At 65.5% G+C, this 23,439-nt stretch carries 27 protein-coding genes; 12 read left to right on the forward strand and 15 right to left on the reverse strand.

Annotated elements, in window-relative coordinates; genetic code table 11:
* The coding region (dnaG, locus tag AC628_RS17080; protein WP_074127961.1) for a DNA primase at nucleotides 1–1,367 on the reverse strand (1,367 nt) is incomplete at its 3' end.
* Nucleotides 1,368–1,576: 209 nt separating this feature from the next.
* Between dnaG and AC628_RS17085 the strand changes: the two genes are divergently transcribed.
* Nucleotides 1,577–2,131, forward strand: coding sequence for a chlorite dismutase family protein (locus AC628_RS17085; protein WP_074127962.1), 555 nt, complete (start codon nucleotides 1,577–1,579; stop codon nucleotides 2,129–2,131).
* Nucleotides 2,132–2,136: 5 nt separating this feature from the next.
* On the opposite strand, the gene AC628_RS17090 is transcribed toward AC628_RS17085, so the two are convergent.
* From AC628_RS17090 to AC628_RS17100, 3 genes are all read right to left on the reverse strand, one after another.
* Nucleotides 2,137–2,535, reverse strand: coding sequence for a gamma-glutamylcyclotransferase family protein (locus AC628_RS17090; protein WP_074127963.1), 399 nt, complete (start codon nucleotides 2,533–2,535; stop codon nucleotides 2,137–2,139).
* Between the two features lie 130 nt (nucleotides 2,536–2,665).
* Nucleotides 2,666–3,478, reverse strand: coding sequence for a transglutaminase-like domain-containing protein (locus AC628_RS17095; protein ID WP_074127964.1), 813 nt, complete (start codon nucleotides 3,476–3,478; stop codon nucleotides 2,666–2,668).
* Nucleotides 3,479–3,480: 2 nt separating this feature from the next.
* Nucleotides 3,481–4,383: a transglutaminase family protein gene (locus AC628_RS17100; RefSeq protein WP_074127965.1), complete on the reverse strand. Its 903-nt coding sequence runs from the start codon at nucleotides 4,381–4,383 to the stop codon at nucleotides 3,481–3,483.
* A gap of 103 nt (nucleotides 4,384–4,486) precedes the next feature.
* On the opposite strand from AC628_RS17100, the gene AC628_RS17105 reads away from it, so the two are divergent.
* Nucleotides 4,487–5,284, forward strand: coding sequence for an N-formylglutamate amidohydrolase (locus AC628_RS17105; protein ID WP_074127966.1), 798 nt, complete (start codon nucleotides 4,487–4,489; stop codon nucleotides 5,282–5,284).
* Between the two features lie 12 nt (nucleotides 5,285–5,296).
* On the opposite strand, the gene AC628_RS17110 is transcribed toward AC628_RS17105, so the two are convergent.
* The 5 genes from AC628_RS17110 to AC628_RS17130 all read right to left on the reverse strand — a co-directional run bounded on the left by AC628_RS17110 (nucleotide 5,297) and on the right by AC628_RS17130 (nucleotide 9,584).
* Nucleotides 5,297–5,479, reverse strand: coding sequence for a hypothetical protein (locus tag AC628_RS17110; protein WP_074127967.1), 183 nt, complete (start codon nucleotides 5,477–5,479; stop codon nucleotides 5,297–5,299).
* Nucleotides 5,480–5,486: 7 nt separating this feature from the next.
* Entirely contained in the window at nucleotides 5,487–6,650 is a 1,164-nt protein-coding gene (locus tag AC628_RS17115; protein WP_074127968.1) for a PepSY-associated TM helix domain-containing protein, read from the reverse strand.
* Between the two features lie 241 nt (nucleotides 6,651–6,891).
* The gene (locus AC628_RS17120; protein ID WP_074127969.1) at nucleotides 6,892–8,097 is read right to left on the reverse strand and encodes an NAD(P)/FAD-dependent oxidoreductase; all 1,206 of its coding nucleotides are present in this window, start codon (nucleotides 8,095–8,097) and stop codon (nucleotides 6,892–6,894) included.
* A 106-nt stretch (nucleotides 8,098–8,203) separates the two neighbouring features.
* Nucleotides 8,204–8,470 carry a hypothetical protein gene (locus AC628_RS17125; protein ID WP_245321205.1) on the reverse strand — a complete coding sequence of 89 codons (267 nt, stop codon included), beginning with the start codon at nucleotides 8,468–8,470 and terminating at the stop codon, nucleotides 8,204–8,206.
* 166 nt (nucleotides 8,471–8,636) lie between these two features.
* On the reverse strand, nucleotides 8,637–9,584 hold the full coding sequence (locus tag AC628_RS17130) for a helix-turn-helix transcriptional regulator (protein WP_074127971.1): 948 nt from the start codon (nucleotides 9,582–9,584) through the stop codon (nucleotides 8,637–8,639).
* A 287-nt stretch (nucleotides 9,585–9,871) separates the two neighbouring features.
* On the opposite strand from AC628_RS17130, the gene AC628_RS17135 reads away from it, so the two are divergent.
* From AC628_RS17135 to AC628_RS17145, 3 genes are all read left to right on the forward strand, one after another.
* Nucleotides 9,872–10,456: an RrF2 family transcriptional regulator gene (locus AC628_RS17135; protein WP_074127972.1), complete on the forward strand. Its 585-nt coding sequence runs from the start codon at nucleotides 9,872–9,874 to the stop codon at nucleotides 10,454–10,456.
* Nucleotides 10,453–12,150 carry a sensor histidine kinase gene (locus AC628_RS17140; RefSeq protein WP_074127973.1) on the forward strand — a complete coding sequence of 566 codons (1,698 nt, stop codon included), beginning with the start codon at nucleotides 10,453–10,455 and terminating at the stop codon, nucleotides 12,148–12,150. Before AC628_RS17135 ends, AC628_RS17140 begins: the two co-directional genes overlap by 4 nt.
* Nucleotides 12,151–12,276: 126 nt before the next feature.
* Entirely contained in the window at nucleotides 12,277–12,969 is a 693-nt protein-coding gene (locus AC628_RS17145; RefSeq protein WP_245321206.1) for a response regulator transcription factor, read from the forward strand.
* 18 nt (nucleotides 12,970–12,987) lie between these two features.
* On the opposite strand, the gene AC628_RS44040 is transcribed toward AC628_RS17145, so the two are convergent.
* Nucleotides 12,988–13,155 (reverse strand): hypothetical protein, encoded by a 168-nt coding sequence (locus AC628_RS44040; protein WP_168193392.1) that lies wholly within the window; start codon nucleotides 13,153–13,155, stop codon nucleotides 12,988–12,990.
* Nucleotides 13,156–13,164: 9 nt separating this feature from the next.
* Nucleotides 13,165–13,398, reverse strand: a complete 234-nt coding sequence (locus tag AC628_RS17150; protein ID WP_074128002.1) for a DUF6894 family protein — start codon at nucleotides 13,396–13,398, stop codon at nucleotides 13,165–13,167.
* Nucleotides 13,399–13,582: 184 nt separating this feature from the next.
* On the opposite strand from AC628_RS17150, the gene AC628_RS17155 reads away from it, so the two are divergent.
* From AC628_RS17155 to AC628_RS17165, 3 genes are read left to right on the forward strand one after another with little or no spacing between them, the layout of a single operon-like run.
* Complete coding sequence (locus AC628_RS17155) at nucleotides 13,583–14,245, forward strand: TetR/AcrR family transcriptional regulator (RefSeq protein ID WP_074127974.1); 663 nt, start codon at nucleotides 13,583–13,585, stop codon at nucleotides 14,243–14,245.
* Nucleotides 14,242–16,923, forward strand: coding sequence for a molybdopterin-dependent oxidoreductase (locus AC628_RS17160; protein WP_074127975.1), 2,682 nt, complete (start codon nucleotides 14,242–14,244; stop codon nucleotides 16,921–16,923). Before AC628_RS17155 ends, AC628_RS17160 begins: the two co-directional genes overlap by 4 nt.
* Nucleotides 16,920–17,843, forward strand: a complete 924-nt coding sequence (locus AC628_RS17165; RefSeq protein WP_074127976.1) for an FAD binding domain-containing protein — start codon at nucleotides 16,920–16,922, stop codon at nucleotides 17,841–17,843. The genes AC628_RS17160 and AC628_RS17165 overlap by 4 nt, the downstream gene beginning before the upstream one ends.
* A gap of 26 nt (nucleotides 17,844–17,869) precedes the next feature.
* Here the strand turns inward: AC628_RS17165 and AC628_RS17170 are convergent, their stop codons facing one another.
* From AC628_RS17170 to AC628_RS17180, 3 genes are all read right to left on the reverse strand, one after another.
* Nucleotides 17,870–18,487: a LysE family translocator gene (locus tag AC628_RS17170; protein ID WP_050426284.1), complete on the reverse strand. Its 618-nt coding sequence runs from the start codon at nucleotides 18,485–18,487 to the stop codon at nucleotides 17,870–17,872.
* A gap of 223 nt (nucleotides 18,488–18,710) precedes the next feature.
* Nucleotides 18,711–19,223, reverse strand: coding sequence for a hypothetical protein (locus AC628_RS17175; protein ID WP_245321207.1), 513 nt, complete (start codon nucleotides 19,221–19,223; stop codon nucleotides 18,711–18,713).
* A gap of 18 nt (nucleotides 19,224–19,241) precedes the next feature.
* On the reverse strand, nucleotides 19,242–20,681 hold the full coding sequence (locus AC628_RS17180; protein ID WP_143201651.1) for an LVIVD repeat-containing protein: 1,440 nt from the start codon (nucleotides 20,679–20,681) through the stop codon (nucleotides 19,242–19,244).
* A 120-nt stretch (nucleotides 20,682–20,801) separates the two neighbouring features.
* Between AC628_RS17180 and AC628_RS17185 the strand changes: the two genes are divergently transcribed.
* Genes AC628_RS17185 through AC628_RS17200 form a run of 4 tightly spaced genes read left to right on the forward strand, consistent with a single transcriptional unit; the run spans nucleotide 20,802 to nucleotide 22,581 of the window.
* The gene (locus AC628_RS17185; protein WP_074127977.1) at nucleotides 20,802–21,116 is read left to right on the forward strand and encodes an ArsR/SmtB family transcription factor; all 315 of its coding nucleotides are present in this window, start codon (nucleotides 20,802–20,804) and stop codon (nucleotides 21,114–21,116) included.
* Nucleotides 21,109–21,573, forward strand: a complete 465-nt coding sequence (locus AC628_RS17190; RefSeq protein ID WP_074127978.1) for an SRPBCC family protein — start codon at nucleotides 21,109–21,111, stop codon at nucleotides 21,571–21,573. The genes AC628_RS17185 and AC628_RS17190 overlap by 8 nt, the downstream gene beginning before the upstream one ends.
* On the forward strand, nucleotides 21,566–22,033 hold the full coding sequence (locus tag AC628_RS17195) for an SRPBCC family protein (protein ID WP_074127979.1): 468 nt from the start codon (nucleotides 21,566–21,568) through the stop codon (nucleotides 22,031–22,033). The genes AC628_RS17190 and AC628_RS17195 overlap by 8 nt, the downstream gene beginning before the upstream one ends.
* A gap of 32 nt (nucleotides 22,034–22,065) precedes the next feature.
* Nucleotides 22,066–22,581, forward strand: coding sequence for an SRPBCC family protein (locus tag AC628_RS17200; protein WP_074128004.1), 516 nt, complete (start codon nucleotides 22,066–22,068; stop codon nucleotides 22,579–22,581).
* Nucleotides 22,582–22,583: 2 nt separating this feature from the next.
* On the opposite strand, the gene AC628_RS17205 is transcribed toward AC628_RS17200, so the two are convergent.
* A complete protein-coding gene (locus AC628_RS17205; RefSeq protein WP_074127980.1) occupies nucleotides 22,584–23,387 on the reverse strand; it encodes a DUF2189 domain-containing protein in 804 nt (267 codons plus the stop codon).
* Between the last annotated feature and the right edge of the window lie 52 nt (nucleotides 23,388–23,439).

Consider the following 23,439-nt stretch of genomic DNA (forward strand, 5'->3'; position numbering starts at 1 on the left):
GGGCCGCGGGGGGCAAACTGGCGGGGTGATTCGCCGCCGCGCCCGCCGCCGAAATTGCCCCTGCCGAAGCCGCCGCCGTAACCGCCACGGCCGCCCTCCGGGGCGAAATTGCGTTGCAGCCGCTCCTGCAGGTCCTGCCGGTAATAGCGGCGCACCACCTCGTCGCGGATGCCATTGGTCAGCTCGCCGATCCGCGCCTCCAGCGCGGCACGGCGCTCGGGGGTGTCGAAATTGCCGCCCTCGATCTCGCGCGACCAGATCATGTCGGCGAGCGGACGCGCCGCAGAGATCACGTCCTCGATCGCAGCGCGGCCGCCGGAGCGGGCGAGATCGTCGGGATCCTGCCCCTCTGGCAGCAGCGCGATGCGCAGGCTCTTCCCCGGCTTGAGCTGCGGCAAAGCGATATCCGCAGCCCTATAGGCGGCCTTCTGGCCGGCGCGGTCGCCGTCGAAGCAGAGGATCGGCTCGTCGACCATCTTCCAGAGCAGCGCGAGCTGGTTTTCGGTCAGCGCGGTGCCGAGCGGCGCGACGGCGCCGGGAAAACCGGACGTCACCATCGCGATGACGTCGACATAGCCCTCGACGACGATCAGCTGCGCGCCGTCATGCGCAGCCTGCCGCGCCGTGAACAGATTGTAGAGATTGTCGCCCTTGTGAAACAGCGGGGTTTCCGGCGAGTTCAGGTACTTTGCCGGAACGTCCTTCTCCAGCGCGCGGCCGCCGAACGCGATGACGCGGCCGCGGGCATCCGTGATCGGGAACATGACGCGGTCGCGGAAGCGATCGAACGGCACCGGCTTGTCCTCGCCGGACACCAGCAGCCCGGCCTCCACCATGTCCTCGGTCGAGATGCCCTGCGCGCCCAGATGCTCCTTCAGCGCGAAACGATCCGGCGGCGCGTAGCCCATCCGGAACTGGAGCTGGGTCGCCGGCGAGATGCCGCGGTCGGCGAGGTAGCCGCGCGCCTTGGCGCCATTGCGCGAGGCCAGCGTGTCGGCGAAGAATTTGGTCGTGAGTTCCATCACGTCGTGCAGGGTGCGGCGGCGCTGCTCGTGCCGCGCCGCATCCGGGCTCGCCGCCGGGATCGCCATGCCGGCCATCGACGCCAGCCGCTCGACCGCCTCCGGAAAGGTGACGCCCTCGGTCTGCATCACGAAGTCGAAGATGTTGCCGTGCTGGCCGGAGGAGAAGTCGTGGTAAAACCCCTTCTGGTCGTTGACCGTGAAGGACGGGGTCTTCTCCTGCTGGAACGGCGACAGCCCCTTCCACTCCCGCCCGGCCTTCTTGAGCTTGACGCGCTTGCCCACGACTTCCGAAACAGGAAGCCGGGCGCGCAGCTCTTCGAGGAATTGGGGCGTGAAACGCATGTGGGTGATTCTGAGCTCGGGCGACGAATCGCGGACAACCGGTTAGCCATATAGCGGCACGACCGGGCATGCCGAACAATGTGGGGCTTTTCCGGGCTATTCACAGGCCTCGTCTGTCACGGCTCCGTCGAGCGGGCTACCCCCGAATCCACGGTGGAGGGCCTGCACGGCAAGCTTGCCCCCTCCCCGCTTCCGGGATTGGATAGGCCATGTTCACGACATTCAGAGGCGGGCAGAGCGGCGGCTGGCAGGTCACGTCCATCACGCGGGTGAAGGGCGAGACGCTGCCGAAGGTCGCGGCGCTGTCGATCGTTGCGAGCGACGCGATCGCGCTGCCGCTGCTGCCGGCGCAGACCTCCTGGCGGCTCGCCGGCGTCGCCAGCCATCTGCGCTACACCGAGAAGGAAGAGCGCGAGAAGCTCGCCGCCGTGCAGGCCGGGCTCGGCCGCAGCGAGGCCACGCATGCGGCGCTGATCCCGATCAGGAAATCCGCCGCGTGGTGGGACCTCACCCAGGAGGAGCGCCGCCAGATCTTCGAGGACAAGTCGCACCACATCGCAGGGACGCTGAAATACCTGCCCGCGATCGCCCGCCAGCTGTTTCACGCCCGCGACCTTGGCATGCCCTTCGACTTCCTGACCTGGTTCGAGTTCGCGCCCGAACACGCGAGCCTGTTCGACGAGTTGGTCGCCATGCTGCGCGCGACCGAGGAATGGAGCTTCGTCGAGCGCGAGGTCGACATTCGCGTCGAGCGGGAAGTGTGAAGCCGCTAGTGCTCGAGGAATTTTCCTGAGGCGATCCGCGGCAGCTCGGTAACCGGCCAATTGTAGAGATAGGTCCACGCCTTGCTCACGCTGCCGTCGGCGCGCGTGACCTCGAGCATCTCGCGGAGATATTCGGTCGGTTGGGGAAAGCCTTCGCCGCAGGCCTCGTACATGTCGAATTCGCGCAGCATGGCCTCGCGCTCGCGCAGGCGGAACAACTCGCCGTGCACGATGTCGGCGGGATCATCCGACACGACGAGGCCCGGATAATGCTTCACGAGGTAGAGCCGGCCGCGGCACTGCGCCGGCCCGAGGAATTCGGCATTGCCCGCGAGCAGCTTCGCCATCGGGTGGTCGAAACCGCGCATCAGCGTGCCGTAGACGAAGAGGAGGTCGGAGGTCATGGCCCTCTATGTCATTGCGAGCGAAGCGAAGCAATCCATTGCGCAGCGTGCGGAGACATGGATTGCTTCCGCCTTCGCCGAAGGCTTCGGCGGACAAGTCGTCGCTTCTCGCGATGACGGGAAGCCATTATCAAGCCGCCGCCACCTCGTCGGTCACGACAACAAACTTCGTCAGCGTCATGCGGCCGAAGCTTGTGGTGAGCGCGACGTCGGCGGCGTCGCGGCCGGTCGCCATCAGGATGCGGCCGATCCGCGGCACATTGTGGCGAGCATCGAAGGTGTACCACTGGCCGGACAGATAGACCTCGAACCAGCCAGAAAAGTCCATCGGCGCGGGATCCGGCGGCACCCCGATGTCGCCGAGATAGCCGGTGCAGTAGCGCGCCGGAATACCCATGCAGCGACAGAACGTCAGCGCCAGATGCGCGAAGTCGCGGCAGACGCCGGCGCGGCTTTCATAGACGTCGTGCGCCGACTTCATGTGATGGGCGTGCTGGTAGCCGAACGTCACGTGGTGGTGCACGAAATCGGTGATCGCCTGCACCCGCGCCCAGCCCGGCTGTGTGCTGCCGAACAGCGACCAGGCGATGTCGGTCAGCTTGTCGGTCTCGCAATAGCGGCTCGGCATCAGATAGAGCAGCAAATCGTCGGGCAGTTGCTCGACCGGCAGCTGCTGCGCCGCCGGATTGACGATGTCAGGCAGCCCGGAATCGCGCACCAGCGCGCTGCCACGGAAGGTGACGCCACCGGCCGGAGCAACCAGGCGCCCGCAGACATTGCCAAAGCCGTCGCGATAGTGGCCGATCGGCACATCCGGCTCGGTCGCAATGCGCTCGGTGCCGACGATGTCGGCGTAACGCGACGGATGGATCGACAACATGATCACCATCGGGGTCGGCTGCGCCGCCGTGTAGGTGATCTCGAAGCCGACCCTGATCTGCATCGTCAGGCCGTCTCCCGCTCCGCCATGGCCTCGCCGACCGAGACGACCTTGATGTCGACGTCCATGCCGAGAAAGGCATCCGCGGCGCCAAGATAGACGCCATGCAGCGGGATCGCCTGCCGCGGATCGCGCGCCACCGCGACGCGGATCAGATCGCGCGTGCCGACGATGCCGTTGGTCGGATCGAACTCGATCCAGCCCGCGCTCGGCAGATAGACCTGCACCCAGGCATGGGTCGAGCCGCCGCCGACATAGCCATGCGCGCTGCCGGGAGGCATCGCGAGATAGCCGGAGACGAAGCGCGCGGCGATGCCGAGCCGGCGCAGCGCCTCGATCATGAACAGCGCATAGTCGCGGCAGGTGCCGGACTTCGTCCGCAGCGTATCGAGCGGATGCTGGGTGCCCTGCTCGTAACGCTTGCGGTAGCTGAACGTCTCGCGGATGCCATGCGTCATGTCGCTGAGGATCTTGAAAGTCAGCGTCGGCGCCTCGACATCGAGGAAACGCCGCGCCCAGGCCGACAGCTCGCCGTTCGGGTCGCCATATTGCGGCGTGATGAACTGCTGCAAATCGGGGAATTCCTCATCGTCGTAGAGGAACGGATAGAAGTAGGCGGCGTCGTCCGGCGTCAGCGCGAACCTGTCGGCCGGATTGTGCTCCACCGTCGCGGTCGAGACAAAGGACAGCGTGTCGGTGCGCTCGTCGAACGCCGCGATCGCGACGCTGTTGCCGAACACGTCATGGATCCAGCGCAGCGACATCGGCTGCGGATCGATCACAAGCGCACTGTCGAGCACGCGCAGATCATGGCCATCGCGCGGGCGCAGCATGATGCGGTGCTCGCCGAACGCCACCGGGCGCGCGTAGCGATAAACGGTCTTGTGATGAATAGTCAGCAGCGGCATCTTCAAACAATCATCGTGATTTCGGACCGCTTAATCTATAGAGAAAGTTGCTCGATTCCAGACCAGATGCCGCTCGAATAGGCAAAGTTGAGGAAAAAGGCCCTTGAATTACGGCGGCAGTCCATCCCTCCTGCTTGCAAGCACCGATCTTTCGCCGGTTCTTGAACACAATCCTGCCGGCCGCTCGCCGTTCCTGCTCACCTGCGATCACTACGGCAGGCTGATTCCCTCCCCGCTCGGCGATCTCGGCCTGCCCGAAAGCGAGCTGGTGCGGCACATCGCCTGGGACATCGGCATCGCCGGTGTCGCAACGAAGCTCTCCGACCTGCTCGGCGCGCATCTGATCGCGCAGCCCTACTCACGGCTGGTGATCGACTGCAACCGTCCGCCGCATGTCGCAAGCTCGGTCCCGCTGATCAGCGAAGCCACCACCATTCCCGGCAATGAAGGCCTGTCGCGCGAAGCCGCCGAGCTGCGCCGCACGCAGATCTTCGATCCCTACCACAGGCGCATCGACGACATCATCGACGAACGTGCGCGTCAGGGCATGCCGACGGTGCTGGTGTCGCTGCACAGCTTCACGCCGGTTTATGCCGGCATCGCGCGGCCCTGGCACATCGGCACGCTGTATCACCACGACAAGGCGCTGCCGCCGCTGCTGCTGAAGCATCTGCGCGCCGAGGGCGATCTCGTAGTCGGCGACAACGAGCCCTATGCGGTCAGCGACGAGACCGACTACACCATCCCCGTGCATGGCGAGCAGCGCGGCCTGATGAATTCGGGCATCGAGATCCGCCAGGACCTGATCTCCGACCAGGCCGGCGAGACCGCATGGGCCGAGCGGCTGGCGTGCATCCTCGGCGAGATCGAGACGACGCTGCGCGCGGAAGCGCTGATCTAGGACATCGTTCGATCAATTCGGCCGGCGTCGCCAGACGAACAGCAGGTAGAGCAGCACGGGCAGGCCGAGCGCCGCCCATGAGACGGCATCCCACCAACCGTCGCCGACCAGCGCGCTGACCAAGCCCACCGTGCTCACGATCGCGATGACGAGCGGGGCGGCGAAGATCTGGCTCAATGAGCGATGTGCGACCATGGCGATGTCACGATGTGAGCGCGGGGTTGTCGATCGCGGCGGCGTTGGCGATGGCGCGCTCCTGGCTCACGCCCGCTTTGCGCCGGCGCATCCACAGATACACGCCGGTCACCAGAATGAAGATGGTCAGGATGTCGAGCAGCGCCCAGGCGATCTTGAGCGGCATGCCGCCATAGTCGCCGAAATGCAGCGGCTGCGAGATGTACAGCGTCGACACATACCAGGGCATATCGCGGCTGTCGGTGAGCGTCCCGGTTTCGGCATCGATCAGCGCGGGCTTCAAGAGCCGCGAGGTCAGCGGCGTATCGCCGTGCAGGAACACCGCGTAATGGCTCTTGCTGCTGAACAGCGTTCCCGGGAAGGCGACGAAGCTCGGCGTCATGCCGGGCACCGCGTGCCTCGCCACCTCAACCGCGCCGTTCAGCGAGGTCAGCTTCGACGGCACCGGCCGGTCCTTGTACTGCGCGGTCATCTCGGCGAGCTGGCCGAACTGCCACATCTTGAGCACGAGATCGGCCCAGGTGTTGATGACGCCGGTGAAGCCCACCACCAGCGTCCAGGCAACCAGCAGGATGCCGGCGAGATTGTGCACATCGAGCCAGCGCACGACACGGGTCCGCTGCGCACGGTAGGCGCCGAAGCGCAGTTTTCGCATCGACGGCGCGTAGACGACGATGCCGGAGATGATCGCGACGCAGAACAGGATCCCCATCAATCCGAGGAACAGCTTGCCGGGCAGCCCTGCGAACATGTCGGTGTGCAGCTTCAGCATGATGTAGGTGAAGCGGCCGGTCACATCGGGGGAATCGAGATAGGCGCCGGTAAGGGTATCCATCCGGATCAGCAGGTTGTTGACCGGATTGGCGTCGATCGTCGGACCGACGCTGACCCATATCGCGCCGGGCTCGTCGCGGTCCCAGATCAGGAAGTGCGGCACCTTGCCCGGCGCCTGCGCCAGCGCATTGGCGAGCAGATGGTCCAGGTTGGCCGGCGGCGTGCCTGCCGGCGCCTCGGCCGGCTTGACCGAACTGTGCAAGAGATCATCGATCTCATCGTGGAAGATCAGCGGCAGGCCGGTGGTGCACAACAGCAGCATGAACAATGTGCAGATCAGGCTGGTCCATTTGTGGACGGCGCTCCATCGCCGCAGGGATTTGGTCGTCGCAGTCAACGTCGTTACCTGAATTCCAGAGTCTCCATTGTTGCCGTCACTAACACGATGAAGGATGCGCGCGGCCGTGTGACGATTAGAACCCGTCCAGTGTTGGACATATCGTTGGCCGTGTTGCGAACTCGCAACGAGCGCGTCAGCGAACTGCGACCAAGCGTCTCGCCTTTTGGCGCAGCTCTTAGGATGGTTCTAAACTGAATCATCGGCGGCGCCACAGAGCGCCGCCGATGTCGAAACAGCCTCAGACCTCGGTGACATGCTCCGGATCGGCAGATGCGAGCGCTGCGGCACGCTCGGCGCGCGGCGGATAGATCCAAACCGTGTTGATCTCCCGCTTGGTCCTCTTGGCAACGTCGCCGACCAGCTCGACCTTGCGCTCCCAGCCGCGGGTGAACAGCGCGCCGGCCTCGCCGAGGTCGAGGCAGGTGACATAGACCTTCTGGTGATACGGCCGGGTCGGGACGCCGAGCAGCTCGGCGGCGGCATTGTTGCCGGCAAAGGCGCCCATCCGCGTCGCGTGCTGGCACGACATCAGCGCATAGTTGCCGACGTCGTCGCATGCGGCCCGCGCCGCGTCGCCGGTGGCGAACACGCCCGCGACCGACGGCACGCGCAGATCGCGGTCGACCAGCAGCCGGCCGAAATTGTCGCGCTCGGCCGGGATCTGCTGGGTCAGCGGCGCGGCGCGAAGGCCGGCCGACCACACCACGGTCGCGGCCTCGATATGCTCGCCATCGGAGAGCGTGACGCCGGACTTGCTCACCTCGGCGACGCCGGCGCCGAACCGGCCCTCAACGCCGAGCTTGCGCATCGCATCCTCGATGATTGGGCGTGCATCCGCACTCATGTCATGCGCGATCGCGGCGCCGCGATCGACGATGACGACGCGGGGCTTCGCGTCCTTGCCGAGGATGTCCCGCAGGCGCCCCGGCATCTCGGTCGCCGCCTCGATGCCGGTGAAGCCGCCGCCGGCAACGACCACGGTGTCGCGCGCCACTGATGCCGGCTGCCTGGCGAGGCCGTGCAGATGCTGGTCGAGCGCGATCGCGTCCTCGAGACTGGCGACGCTGAAGCCGTGCTCGGCAAGGCCGGGCACGTTCGGACGAAACAGCCGGCTGCCGGTCGCCACTACCAGCCGGTCGTAGGGCAGCGTCTTGCGCGCATCCCCGGCGGTGACGATCTGCACGGTGCGCGCCGCGGTGTCGATCGCCTCGGCGCTGCCCTGCACATAGACGACGTCGATCGCGTTGAAGAGGTCGAGCAGCGGCGCGGTCAGCGTTTCCGGCTTCGGCTCGTAGAGCCGCGGGCGGACCACGAGGGTCGGCTGCGGCGCGACCAGTGCGATCTCGAGCTCCTCGGGCGATACGCCCTGGATGTCGCGCAGGCGGGCTGCAGAGAGTGCGGCATACATGCCGGCAAAGCCGGCGCCGATGATGACCAGTCGCATGTAATATCTCCTTGGGGTTGGCAGTCTCTGATGTCCGCGCGTCGCCGCCGCAGATGGATCTTGCGGCGATCACGGCGTGAATCGGTGAAGCAAATGCGGCGACCGCCTATCGGCGCTCGGCGCAGCCCGACACGAACGGCGTCCGCACGGCCGTCTCGCAAGCCGGACGACACGCGCGGGAGGCGAGCGACCCGCCGCGGCGGAAGGCGATCGGTTGGACCGCGGCCGCGAGCCAGTCCCCGTCGACGATCGGGGCGCTGTCGTTGATCATGACCGAGGTGATGGGATTGGCACCCTGAAACGCCTGTGCCGAAGCATCCGCGTCTGCACTCGTTGTCGACGTAAAGCGAACGGTCAGCGTCAGTCCGTACATGAGCGCAGTCGCTACAATCCGCCGTCGGCGCGTGATTGCAAGAGAACTGCCGAAATCCTTCCAAACCATCGCTTGTCTCCGTTGTTGGTATGGGCGCCACGGTGATCTAGCGAATAGGGGTTAGGAGTGCCCCAGAGCGATTGCCCGACCTGAAGAGCGATTGCGGCTACCGCCGCCGCCGCCGCCAATCGCTCGGGGTTTCGCCGGTCAGCTTGCGGAACGCGGCGGCAAATGCGGTCTGCGAGCCGTAACCGAGCGCCGCGGCGACCGAGACGACGGATGCATCGGTGTCGCGCAGCATGTTCATGGCCTGCTCGAGCCGGTGCTGGCGCAACCAGGCATGCGGCGAGAGCCCGGTGCTTTCCTTGAACGCACGGCAGAAGTGAAAGCGCGATAGGCCGACATCTGTTGCCAATGCCGCGAGCGAGACGTCGGCCTCGCTGTCCGAGCGCAACCGCTCGATGGCACGGCGCAGCGCCTGCGGCGCCAGCCCGCCACCAACCGGCCGGACCGGCGCCGGCGCGCCGGTGTGCGCCGCCAGCAGCCGCGTGGCTAGAAGATCCGTCAGTTGCTGCCTGAACAGTGCATCGAGGGCCTCGTTGCCCTGCAGCACATCCGCCGCACTCAACAGCAACCGGGACGTAATGGGGTCCGGATGCGCCGTCCGCTCCAGCAGATCAGTCGACGGGGCGTCGGCTTCATCGGCGACGCGCGCGAGCGTTGTCCGTGGAAGATAGAGCTGAATGACGTCGACAGGCTTCGGAATATCCCATCGGGAGCTTGATCCCTCGGGAATGATGATCACGACCCCGGGACGAAACGTGCCGATCGCGACCGACCGTCCCGACCGGCGCTCCATGCGCTGCATCGTACCGTTGTAGGCCATGATCACATGGTGGCTCATCGGCTCAACGACGTCGTGCAGCGGCTCGTGCTTCCAGTGGGCGATCCCGCCGCCGGCGGCATCCAAAGCCATGCGAAACGGAGTGGTGCCGAGCACGCGCGCCATCTCCACATCGGCGGCACGATGCTCCGTACTCGGCTGGTTGGCCTGACGCGCCTCGGACGAGGGCGACAAACTCTCTGGGGCATCACGCAACAGCGGCTCGGTCATGATATCGGGCTCGTTTTCGGAGCAGGAAACGTTCGATCGAAGCGACTGCCACGTCCGTCAAACGGTCGATATCGTGCGCGAGGATAGGTTGCCTGTACCGAGGGCTAGGTCGACTGGACCGCGCACGCCGAAGCAATGCCGACGCATACGCCGGAATGCGTCGTCGCTTCAGCAACTTAGGGCGGCATCGACGCATCGCTGTCATCACGGTGTCGTGGATCCGCATAACTCGGACAAATACTATCCGCGTATTGCATGGGACAACTCGGACTGCTATGGTCCGCGTTATGGCACACGTCACCGTGAGCGTCGAATACGGCATCCATTGCCTGCTGTGGCTGGTCGGCTCCGGCGACAAGCCGTTGAGCAGCCGTGACCTCGCCGAGTTGCAGGGCATTTCGCCGAGCTTTGTCGCCAAGATATTTCCGAAGCTGGAGAAGGCCGGCATCGTGCAGGCATCCGAAGGCGCCAGAGGCGGATACGTGCTTGCGAGGGCGCCGAAGCAGATCAGCTTCCTCGACATCGTCGATGCCATCGAGGGCGATAAGCCGCTGTTCGATTGCCAGGATGTCCGCTTGCGATGTCAGTTGTTCGGCGCAAGACCGCCGACATGGGCCGCGAAGGGAACGTGCGCCGTTCACGCTGTAATGCTTCGCGCGGAGAAGGCCATGCGCGACGCCCTGGCCGAACAGACCCTCGCCGACGTTGCGCAGCGTTTCGGGCGTGTCGCACCCGCAGCGTTCTTCGGGGACGTCCAGGACTGGATCAGCGACCGCGTCAGGGATCGCCCCCGAAGATCCGACCCGACCGACGACCCCAACAAGTCGCCGAAGCGACGACCGCGCAGGTCGAAGCGGGAGGGCGGCCCATGACAGGCACGTCGCGTTTCGCTGAGGACTTCGGCTTCGCCCTGTCGGGCTGCGGTGTCGGACTGCTGCTGGCTGGGTCGATGCTTGGGCTGAGCGGCCTCTGGGCTGCCGTCGCGGCGTGCTGCTGCCTTCTCGTCGGCATCTGCTGCATCTGGTCCGGGCGCCGGCGGGCGGCGAAGCGCACAGACAAGGCCGAGCAGGCACTGCGCATCATCGAAAGCATGCCGGCGCTCGCATGGTCGACCGATGCCCACGGCAAGTTTCTCTATATGAGCCGCCGTATCAGGACCCTCACGGGGCTCTCCAAGAAAGACCTGTCGCCGCTTGGACGCGATGCCTTCGGCGTCAGAAGCCTCGTTCATCCCGATGACTATGATCGGCTCGTGGCAGCGTGGCAGCACAGCCTCGCGACCGGCGATTACTATGATCTGGAGCATCGCATTGCGCTGTCTGACGGCGTCTATCGCTGGTTCCGCAATTTCGCATCGCCCGAACGCGACCAGGACGGGCGGATCGCCGCCTGGTACGGCACCACCATCGATGTCGACGACGAGAAGCAGGCCGAAGCAGCCTTGCTCGAACGCGAACAACAACTTTCCCGACTGGTCGATTCCGTACCCGGCCTCATCTGGAGTCTGGCTCCGGATGGCGAACCCACTTACTTCAACAAGCGAATGGTGCAATTCACGGGGCTGTCGATTGACCAATTGAGTCATCTCGACGCTGGACGGCTCGCCGCGACGATCAAGATCATCGTGCATCCGGATGACGCCGTCGTCGTCACCGACGCGGTTCGCAGTTCGATGGTGACCGGCGAGCCGTTCTCGTTGAAGCATCGGCTTCGTCGTTCGGACGGCGTGCATCGCTGGGTGGAGGCACGCGCTGCGCCGATGCGCAATGCTGAAGGTGTCGTGGTGCAATGGTACGGTGTCTGTCTCGATATCGAAGATCAAGTCCAGGCGCAGGATGAGCTGCGGCGAACCCGGGACACCCTGGGACGCGCAAGCCAGGCGGCAAGCCTGGCGGAGCTCTCCGCTTCGATCGCCCACGAGGTCAACCAGCCCCTCGCCGCCATCGTCGCCAATTCGCATGCATGCCAACGGTGGCTGGCCGCGGATGCGCCGAATGTCGAACGCGCGCAAGTGATCGTTACGCGCATCATTCGCGACGCCAATGCAGCGGCGGACGTGGTCAGCCGCATTCGCGCGCTGTTCAAACAATCGACGCAAGAGAAGAGACGCGCGACGATCGGCGAAATCATCGCGGAAGCGCGCGATCTGATGATCGACGCCGCACGGCAGAACCGCGTCAGCGTCGCGATGCAGATCGAGGCCGGCCTGCCCGCCGTGGTCTGCGACCGGATCCAGATCCAGCAGGTTTTGATCAATCTCATACGCAATGCGATCGAGGCCATGGAGGGTCTCGCAGACGCCAAGTCGCTTGCCATCCGCGCGCGCAGATCCGGCGGCAGCGTGCGGATCGAGATTAGCGATCGCGGTCCCGGGGTGGAATCGCCGGACCGGATATTCGAGCCGTTCGTAACGACGAAGACGGACGGCATGGGAATGGGGCTCGCAATCTGCCGCTCCATTGTCGAAACCCATGGCGGCCGGCTGTGGACGGAGACCGGCCCGGCCGGCGAGACAACGTTCACGTTCACGTTGCCGGTGGAGGCCGACGAGGCCGTGGCAGTGTGATGACCGCGCATCGAACGTCGATTATCGCCGTCGTTGGTGACGACCCAAAGATGCTGGAGCGGATGCTGGAGCAACTGTTCGAGTCGGTGAACTGGCGCGTGGCGCAAGTTCGATGAGGAGGAAAATATGACGCATGAACTCGAGACGTCGCAGAACCCCGCTTCGGGTTGGATGCGGCCAAAGGATGAAGCCGAGCAGCCTCTTGTCATCATCGTGGACGACGATCCGGCGGTTCGCGAAGCCGTGCAGGAACTGATGTTGTCGACCGGCATGGAGTGCGCCTGCTTTGCCTCGCCTCAAGAACTGTTCGCGGCAAGCGTATGGGAGAGGCCCGGATGCCTGATTCTCGACGTTCGGATGCCGGGATCGAGCGGTCTCGATCTGCAACATCATCTCGCGGCAAGCGGCAAGCGCAAGCCGATCGTGTTCCTGACCGGCCACGGCGACATCCCGATGACGGTACAGGCCATGAAGGCCGGCGCCATCGACTTTCTGACCAAGCCGGTGCGCGATCAGACCCTGCTGGATGCGGTAACCGCCGGGATCAGGAAGGATCTCGCGCAACGCGCCGATGAGAGGATCGTCGAACGCAATGTCCGACGGCTGGAATCGCTTTCTCCGCGCGAACGCCGGGTCCTCTACGAGGTTGCGCGCGGCCGTGTGAACAAGCAGATCGCCTTTGATCTCGGCATCAGCGAAGTGACAGTAAAGCTGCACCGCGCCAACGTGATGCGCAAGATGCAGGCGAGCTCGATCGGCGATCTGGTTCGCACCTGGGAATCCCTGCCGGCCCCGATGCGAGAGACCTGCGCGGCCTAGCCAGGATCGGGTCCGCGTTCAACCGGCTGCCGCGGCTTGAACGGCGTGCTTGGCGCGCCATTTGGGGCCCGGCCCGCGCATGTAGTGGAGCTCGGGGCGGTAGGGATCGCGAATTCGCGCGATCAGATTCTGCCAGCCGGTCGCGATCGCATTCAGGCTGCGGCAAAGAGGCAGCAATGACGGCATGGCTGCCTCTCAGTGCGGTTTGCCGAGAACGAAGGCGAAGGGCAGGATCACGATCTCCTCGCCGGCCTCGTCGCTGACATGCACGGCCCAATCGCGCCAATCTTCCAGACTGACCGTCGCGACCAGCGATCGGATCATGCGCGTCGCCGCCTCGCAGGCCTCGGAGAGGCTAGTCACCGAGGTGCCGCGGCGATCCATCAACACCCCGCGTGTGTTCGAGCAATGGAAATAAACCTGCGTCATGCCTTGGGCCATGTGCGTATCCTCGCGAGCTCCGGGGCGAACAGGTTTGCCCCTGCATGACGAAGCTTTACGCAGCCGGGACGCGACCTTCCGTGACGCGCCTCACACAGGCGCAAGGCGGCCCGGCAGGCCGCCTCACCAAATCGCGATTTGACAATTCTCCTTCATTTGTCAAATTCGTCAAATGGGACCGAAGACCCGCATCCTCGATGCCACCATGCTGGTATTCCGCCGGCACGGCTTTCGCCGCTCCTCGATCGAGCAGGTCGCCGAGGCGGCCGGCCTGACGCGGCAGGCGCTCTATCATCATTTCGAATCCAAGGAAGCGCTGTTCCGCGCCGTGATCGAGCGCATCCATGAATCCGCGATCGCAGCCGAGGAAGCAGCCGTGGCCGAAGCCGAGACGGCAGGCGGCAATCTCGGCGACATCCTTGCCGCGGGCATGACCGCGCGGATGTCGACCATGATCGCCTCGCTCGACGGCTCACCGCATCTCGAGGAACTGTATTCCGAACACCTCGTGCACGCCCGCGACCTCTACCAGACCTATGCGGCGCGTTATGCGGAGCGCATGGTCGCGACCATCGCGCGGACCGTGCGCCGGCAGCAGCTTGCGCTGCCGCAGGACCTGTCGCCGGCCGAATTCGCGCGCCTGGTCGAAATGTCGATCTACGCCGCGAAGTCGCAATACCCGGCGATGCAGCCGGCGGACGCATTCCTGAAGGACATGGCGATCATGGTGCGGACGCTCTGCGCCGGCGCCAAGCCGAAATCCGAGAAGCCGCCCATCAAGAAGGCGGCGCCCGCAAAGAAGCCGACACGCAGGACAACTGGAGGACAGTCATGACCACGACGACCGTCAACGGCCGCGTCGAATCCCTACCCGATGATCCCGACGCGCTCCTGATCGACATCGTGCGCGACCAGCTCAAGCTCACCGGCACCAAGCTCGTCTGCGGCGCCGGCGTCTGCGGCGCCTGCACGGTGCTGGTCGACGGCGCGCCGGTCGCAAGCTGCCTGATGCCGGCGCAGGCCGCGGCCGGCAAGGCGGTGACGACGGTGGAAGGCATCGGTGCTGCCAGGCTGCATCCGGTGCAGAAGGCATTCATGGCGCACGATGCCCTGCAATGCGGCTTCTGCACGCCGGGCTTCATCGTGGAAGCGACCGCGTTCTGCGACCAATGGCGCGCGACCAGGGGGACGGCGGTGCCGTCGCGCGAGGAGATCGGCGCGGCGCTGTCGGGCCATCTCTGCCGCTGCGGCGCCTATGACGGGATTTTTCGCGCGGTGGCGGATGCCTGCGCCGGCCGTTTCGACGGCGACCATGTCGCAGCGCCCCGCATCGAGGCGCGCGACAAGGTGACAGGCGCGGCGAAATACACCGTCGACATAAACCATGACGGCCAGCTCGAAGGCCTGATCCTGCGCTCGCGCGAGGCGCATGCGCGCATCACCGCGCTCGATCTCGCGCCGGCACGCGCGCTCGCGGGCGTCGCGGCGGTGTCGCTGCTCGGCGACGACCGCATCGTGCGCTTTGTCGGCGAGCCGATCGCGGCGGTCGCAGCAAGCGACCGCAAGTCGGCGCTAGCCGCGCTAGCCGCGATCAAGCTGGCCTATGAAAAGCTGCCGGCGGTGGTCGGGCTCGACGCCGGCCGCAAGGACGGCGCACCCGTGGTATTCGACAAAGCGAGCCGCAAGCGGGCTGGCAACGTCTCGGAAGCGGCCGGCGGGCCGGCGCCGTGGAAGCAGAACATCCGCGGTCCGACGGCGGTGTTCTCGACCCGCGCCAAGAAGGCGCGCAGCTGGGTGGACGAAGCGCGCCAGGCGAACAACAAGCTGCTTGTCGAAGCAACCTTCCGTACCGCCACGCAGCAGCATGCCTGCCTCGAGCCGCACGCCGCGGTGGCGCGCTTCGACGGCGACCGGCTGACGCTGCACGCCTCGACCCAGCAGGTGTTTCATTTGAAGGAGCAGATCGCAAAGCGCTACAAGCTCGATCACGACAAGGTCCGCGTGATCGCCGATCATGTCGGCGGCGGCTTCGGATCGAAGGCGAGCCTGGGTACCGAGACGATCGCCGCCATCGAGCTCGCGCGCGAGGCGAAAGCACCGGTGCGCGTCGCCTACGATCGGCAGGAGGAGCTCTCGGTCGCCGGCTACCGGCCGGCTGCGGAACTGAAGGTCGCGCTGCTCCCCTCCGAGCAGGGCGCCCTGAAAGCGCTCTCCGTCACGGCCCATGCCGATACGGGGGCCGCGACCAATTCGACGATCGCGGGCCTGGCGCGGCTGATCTATCCGGCCGAGGCCAAGGACCTGTCGGATTTCGACGTGATCAGCAATTTGCCGCCCGGCGCGGCCTTTCGCGGCCCCGGCGGACCGCCGATGGCGTTTGCAGTCGAGCAATCGATCGACGAGGCCGCGCTGCGGCTCAAGGTCGATCCGATCGCCTTGCGCAAGCGCTGGGATCCCGATCCCAACCGTCAGCGCCTCTACGACTGGGCCTCCGGGCTCGACATCTGGCGCAATCGCAAACCACAACAGACCGGGCGCTATCGCCGCGGCATCGGCGTCGCGACCGGCTACTGGCTCTATCTCTGGCAACCCAATGTGAAGGTCGAGGTCGCGGTCAAGGGCGGCCGCATCGTCGCCAGCACCGCGACGCAGGACATCGGCACCGGCACCCGCAGCGTGCTTGCCGACACGATCGCGCGCGAGTTCGACCTCGAACCGTCTGACATCGATGTGCGGATCGGCGATTCATCGCTGCCCGAAGGACCCGGCTCCGGTGGCAGCCGCGTCACCGCCTCGGTGATGCCGCCGACCTTGCAGGCGGTCCGGAAACTGAAGGCTCAAATCCTCGAACAGGCGACGCGAAAACCTGCGCCCGGCTCGAACGCGCCCTGGCGCGAGCTGATCGCGCGCTCGCCCGACATCGCGGTCGTGGAGACGCGCGGCGAGGACGGCAAGAACACCGCGCCCGGCATCCGCTCGCCGCTGCGCGAAGTCGGCCTGATGGGCATGGTGTTCGGCTGGATGATGCGCCGCTTCTCCAACATCGCGGTCGGCGCCGGCGTGCCGAGCTCGGTGCAGGTGATCGAGGTCGAAGTCGACACCTGGCTCGGCCATGTCCGTGTGCTCAACGTCCATACCGGCATCGCGGTCGGCAAGATCGCTTCTCCCGCGCTGGCGCACAGCCAGGCCTGCGGCGCTGTGATCCAGGGCCTCGGCTACGCGCTCTATGAGGCGCGCGAGCTTGATCCGAAGACCGGCGACGTTCTGACAGCGGGGATGGAGGACTATCGCATCCCGGGGATCGCCGACACGCCGGAGATCGATGTGCATTTCGACGAGGCCGGCTTCGATCATGTGCTCGGCAATAGTGTCGGCATCGGCGAGGCATCGACGGTGCCGACCTCTGCCGCGGTCGCCAATGCGATCCACGACGCGATCGGCGTCCGCCTCACCGAAATTCCGATCCGGCCCGACCGCATCGTCGCCGCGCTGAAAGGGAGGGACGCCGCATGAGCGCCGCAACTGCAATGGCAATGTCCGGACCCGAATTCCGTGCCGCCGGCACCGATTTGTCGGAGCGTCGCCGCAGCGGCCTGTCATGCGGAGAGGTCATCGATCTCACCGCCAGTCCCGATATGATTGGAATTGCGTGGGGCACGGATGGCGCGGCGCGGATCGGCGCCCTGACCGCGATCGCGGCGATCGCATCCGACGCGCGGCTCGCGCAAGCCTATCCCGGCATCACTGCTGCCGCGCAGGGCCTCGCCACACCGCAGATCCGGCATATGGCGACGCTCGGCGGCAACCTCGCGCAGCGCTCGCGTTGCTGGTACTTCCGCAATCCGCAGATCGCCTGCCTCAAGAAGGGCGGCTCCGACTGCCCGGCGCGAACCGGCAACCATCTCTATCACGTCGCGTTCGATCTCGGCCCGTGCGTCGCGCCGCATCCGTCGACGATGGCGATGACGCTGCTCGCCTATGATGCGAAGGTCACCACGGACCGGCGCAGCGGATTGTCGATTACCGACCTGCTCGGCGACGGCAGCAATGGCGCAGCCGACAATCTGCTCGCACCGGGCGAGCGGATCGAGCGGATCGAGCTCCCTGCCCCGCTGGCCGGCGAGCGCGCACTCTACAAGCGCGCCATCAGCCGCTCATATGCGGAATGGCCGCTGGTCGAGATCTGCGTGCGGGCTGTGATATCAGGCGGCGTGTTTCAGCAGGTCCACATCACCGCCGGCGGCATCGCTCCGGTGCCGCTGCGTCTTGTGGCAAGTGAAGCGGCGCTGCAGGGGAAGCCGGCCGATGCGGCGACCATCGCGCAAGCCGCTGCGCTGACAACAGCGGGAGCAAAGCCGCTGCCGATGACGGGTTACAAGCTCGAGCTGCTGACCGGCCTGGTGCGCGACGTCGTCGAGCGGATTGCCGTGTAGCGCAGGCGACCGTTTCGGCGCCGGGCTCACCGCGCCCGGGTCAGCGCCAGCCAGATGCCGCCGCCGATCATGAAGCCGCCGGAGATGCGCGACATCAGCCGCGTCCGCTCCTTGGAGAAGAATTTGCGGGCGCGGCCGGCCGCCAGCGCGTAGGCGGCGTCGGTCAGCACCGCGGTCGCCATGAAGGTGACGCCGAGCAGCGCCACCTGCGGCAGGTGCGGCTTGTCCATGTCCATGAACTGCGGAATGAAGGCGCCGAAGAACACCAGCACCTTCGGGTTCGAGAGCAGCACCAGAAAGCCCTGCAGGAAAAACCCGCCGCGCGGCGGCGGCGGCTTGTCGTCGGTGCCGACGCCCTCGACGGGCGAGCGGATCAGCTTGATGCCGAGCCAGACCAGATAGGCGGCGCCGGCAAAGCGCACCCAGTTGAACCAATAGCCCATCGTGGCCATCAGCGAGGTGAGGCCGACCGCGACGATGCCGATCACGATCGCCAGCCCAACCTGCGCGCCCAGCACATTGGTGAGCGCGGCGCGCGTGCCGTAGCGCAGCCCGTTGGCGATCACCATCGTGACGATCGGACCGGGCAACAGCGCCAGCGCAATGCAGGCGGCGACGAAAGCGAAATAGGCTTGCAGGGACATGGGGGGCTCTTTGCTCGTTTGCGCCATTATGCATGCCGGTGAAGGTGGATGAAAGCGGCACCGCCGCTCCCTCTCCCCGTCCTTCACGGGGAGAGGGTTGGGGTGAGGGGCCCCCTCCGTCAGGCGGTGCCAACAGATAGACCTGTACCCCCTCACCCGGATCGCATCGTGCGATGCGATCCGACCTCTCCCCGCAGGCGGGGCGAGGTGAAGAGTGCCAAGCTCAACGGCCTTCCATCGCCGCCGCCATCCACCTTCTGATCTCTCGCCCCTCCAGAAACTTCAACGTCGCACGTTGGATCTGCACTGCATCTCCACTGCCCTGCGCAGCCACTGCCATGAGATCGCAGTGGTGCGAGACCGCGATGCCGATCGCCGTGCGGCTTCCGTCGAGACGATAGACCCTGATCCGTCCCGGCATATCGGCGACATCAACAGCGTCGCCCGCCCTCAGCGGCACGAAGCGCGGGCTGATCATGTCGACATCGGCAACGCGGTCGACCTCGTCGTCATCGGCGACGCCGCTGTCGCAATTGCAGAAGCCGAGTTTCGGCCTGAGATAGACCTCGACCTCAGCGCCGCATTCCACGATGCCGCAGCGGAAAGCTCGGCCGGCGGGCCAGCCGTCGCGCGGGAACGGCCAGGCGATTTCGCGCCAAGCGGCGGCGCCATCTCGTAACCGGCCACGGCCGACAGGCCGCCGAGCGCCAGGAACATCGCCGCGATGACCGGCCATGAGCGCATCATGAAACTCTCACGGCAGGCCGGCGATGGCGCGTGCGGCGCCGGTCAATTCGAGGATGTGCAGGCCGGTATTGGCGCGATCGACTGCGTAGATGTAGCCGCGATCATCGGTCTCGACATTGTTGGTCTGGATCGCGACCTTGCAGCGGTCCTTCCCGTCGACGGTGACGCAGCGCTTGTCGGTCGCCGCCGTGATAGAGGGAATGAAGTAGCCGACCTCCCTGGGGTGATAGGGATCGCGGATATCGAGCGCGCGGACGCCGGCGTTGAAGAAGGCGATGAAGGCCAGCTTCTTGTAGTACACCGGGGCCATGCTCTCGTTCGATGAATGCGAGCCGAACCGGCCGCCGCGCTCGCAGAACGCGCCGGAGGCTTCGGGCACGGTGTAGCTCGAGATCATCATAGGCCGTGCTTCTGTCGTCACGTCGGCAAACCACACCATCTGCCGTGCCTCGCCGCATTCGTTCTGGATCGCCTCGTCGACGATCATCACGATGTCGCGGGCCCTGCCGTCCTTGTCACGGGCGAATTCCGCGATCGGCATGCCCGGCATCGGAAACACCGTGTGTGCGCCGTTCATCGCCGACAGCGGCATCCGCGCGATCTCCGGGAATGTCAGATTGTCCGGCGTCGGTTCTTTCGGTCCGCTCAGCAGCTTGTCGCGATCGACGATCTGCAGGAAGCCGCCCTTGTTGGTGCCGTAACCGAAATAGACGCGGTTGCCCTTCGGCCCGGTCGAGATCGGCCCGTGCAGTTCGGTCGGCACCGCGCCGGTCGCGCCCGGCTCCTGCCCGGGCAGGCCGAAGTCCCTGATCTTCACGGGATGCGCGGGATCGGAGAGATCGTAGATTTGCGTCATGCGCCGCGTCCGCCAGTCCGGCGCGCCCGACACCAGGTAGGCGATGCCGGTGTTGCACTCCCAGAAATTCTTGTGCGTGTCCTTCAACCCGCCGATCCGGGTGACCAGCACGGGATTGGCGGGATCGGCCACGTTCCAGATCTCATGCGCCTCGCTGCCGAAAGTGCGCAGCATGTAGACCGCGTTGCGATCGCCCTTCGGCAGATCCTTGCCGTCGCAGACACGCACCATCTGCGCACCGCCGGCTTCATATCTGCCCTCCTGGCCCGGAATGTGCCGGAGATACTTTGGATGCGCGGGATCGGTGACGTCGACGATCGAGGTGCCGTTTGGTTCAGGCTTGCCGGTCATCGGATTGACCGGATCGGGGATGTCGTCGGTGCCGCCGTGGTGGCCGATATAGGCGATCCAGCGGTCGCCCTGATGATGAATGGTCGGCTGATAGGCGCTGCGCGCCTGCAAATCGTTGGTCCCAACCAGCCTCATGTTGGAGGCTTCGGGCGGATCGCCGATCATCTGCTGGGCGCTCGCACCATGTGCGAGCAGGGCGAGAAAGAACGTGCAGCAAACCGCCGTAACGCGACCACCCATGCGCACCACCCCGAGTTCCCTGCCAATCTGTGTTGGCTGCGCGGAACGCTAGCACGGCGATACCGCCGCCTAAACACACGCTCTTGACATGCAACCATTTGGTTGCCTATTATCCACCCCATGGATGAAGTCTTCAAAGCTCTCGCGGATGCCTCACGGCGCACGCTGCTTGACCGGCTTCACGAACAGAACGGGCAGACGCTCGGCGAGCTCTGCGACGGGCTCGACATGACGCGTCAGGCCGTCACCAAGCACCTTGTGATTCTCGAGGAGGCCAACCTCGTCACCACGATCAAGCATGGCCGCGAGAAGCTGCATTACCTCAACCCGGTTCCGATCCATCAGATCGGCGAACGGTGGATCAAGAAGTTCGAGCGCGGGAAACTCGCCGCGCTCAGCGAATTAAAACGACAATTGGAGAAGCGTGATGAGTAAACCCGACTACGTCTACGTCACCTATATCGAGACCACGGCCGAGAAGCTGTGGCATGCGCTGACATCAAGCGAGTTCACCGAACGCTTCTGGTTCGGTTATCGCGCCAGCTCCGACTGGAAGGTCGGCTCGCCCCACCATCTCAGCAAAGACGGCCGCCGCGCCGTGCAGGGCGAGGTGCTGATCGCCGATCCGCCCAAGAGGCTCGCTTACAGCTGGGACGTGGTGAAGGAAGGCGTCGAGCGCGAGCAGGTCTCGCGCGTGACCTTCGACATCGAGCCGCACGGTGGGATCGTCAAGCTGACCATGACCCATGACAATTTGGGCCCGAAGACGCTGCGCGACATCTCCGGCGGCTGGCCGATGGTCATCGCGAGCCTGAAGAGCTTCCTGGAGACCGGGCGCGAACTGCCGGCCGAACTGCTCGCAAGCGGCGCCAGGGAGCCCTACCATGCCTAAGCCCGAATTCGTCTACGTCACCTACATCGAGACCACGCCGGAAAGACTCTGGGATGCACTGACATCAAGCGCATTCACTCGGCAATACTGGTTCGACACCGAGCTGCAATCGGACTGGAAGGTCGGCTCGCCGCTCGCGCTGGTGATGAGCGGCAAGACCACCGACACCGGCGAGATCCTCGAGGCCGACCGGCCGCGGCGCCTCGCCTACACGTTCAAGCACGAGGCCGATCCCGAACTGCGCAAGGAGCCGGCAACCAAGGTCGTGTTCACGCTCGAGCCGTTCGGCAAGATCGTGAAGCTGACCGTGACCCATGAGGGCTTCGGCGTCGGCAGCAAGCTGCTCGACGGCATTTCCAAGGGCTGGCCCGCGATCCTGTCCGGCCTCAAGAGCCTGCTCGAGACCGGCAAGGTGGTCGCGATCCCACCTGCCGCGCTCGGGATCGAAGGCTTCGAATGACAATGAAGATCTATCGAAGGGCGCGTGCGGACATGAACATCGAGACATTCAAGCCGGCCATCGTCTACGCGATCTACATTGCCGCCACGCCCGAGAAGGTGTGGCAGGCATTGACCAACGCCGAGCTCAGCCGGAAATACTTTTCCGGCAACGCGGTCGAGGTCGATCTCCGGGTCGGCGGCGCCTATATCGTGCGCACGCCCGATGGCGCGCTGCACATCTCCGGCGAGGTGATCGCGTGCGATCCCTTGAAGCGGCTCACGGTCACCTTCAACGTCAACTGGCCGCAGCTGGTCGAAAAGCTCGGGCCAACGCTCGTCACCTGGGAGATCGAGCCGGCCGGCGACGGCGTGAAGCTGACCTTGCTGCAATCGCATGATCGCCCGATCAGTGACGACATCCTGTCCGGCGGCCGCGCCGGCTGGCCGGCGATCCTCTCCAGCCTGAAGAGCCTGCTCGAGACCGGCAAGGCCATGGTGATCCCGATGCCTCCGCCAGCGCGCATGCTGGCGGCGCTGAAGGAACTGGGGATACCGATGCCGACGTGAGTTCACTCCCTGCGCAGGATCGGATCGGCAAGGGAGCCGACCGGGACCACGATGCGGCGGTAGAGATGCCAGGTGGTGTGTCCCAGCACGGGTATCGTCACGAGGAGTCCCAGGAAATACGGGATGACCGAGACGATCAGCAGCACGACGATGACCGCTGCCCATCCGATCATGGGCAGCGGGCTCGTCACCACCGCACGCACGCTCGTGATCATCGCGGTAACGAAATCGACCTCGCGATCCAGCAGCAACGGGAACGAAATCACCGTCAGCGAGAACAGGATCAGCGACAGCGCCGCCCCCTCGGCGTTGCCGATGGCGAGGAATAGCAGGCCTTCGTTGGTGGTCAGCACCACCGTCAGGAACTCGCGAAGGCTGGCAAAGGAGGCGTTGAGGCCGATGATCAGGGCGATCAACAGCCTGACCTGGTACATCCATATGATGAACACGAACAGCGTAACGAACGCCATCCAGCCGATCTCGCTGCGCGACCGCAGCTTCGACCAGATCTGGCCGAGCGAGATCGGCTCGCCCGCCTCGCGGCGCCTGCTGATCTCGTAGAGTCCGATCGCGACGAACGGGCCGATCAGGGCGAAACCCGCTGCCAGCGGATAGGCGAGATACACCATGCCGAGCGCAGTCAGGCACAGCAGGATCGCGTTGCCGCCGAGCATGTAGATCGCGCCGAACATCAAACCGTAGAGCGGGACTGCCTGGAAGTCGCGCAGTCCCTGCCCCAGCGCTTCCGCAATATCAGCCACGCGGATCCTGCGCACCACCGGATCGAATTTGCCAGAGACGGACATCAACCCCGCCGCGAATAATTGAATGCGCATCGATGCAGGTGATCGCGTTAGC

This window comes from Bradyrhizobium sp. NAS96.2, from assembly GCF_001908235.1.
Classification (GTDB): domain Bacteria; phylum Pseudomonadota; class Alphaproteobacteria; order Rhizobiales; family Xanthobacteraceae; genus Bradyrhizobium.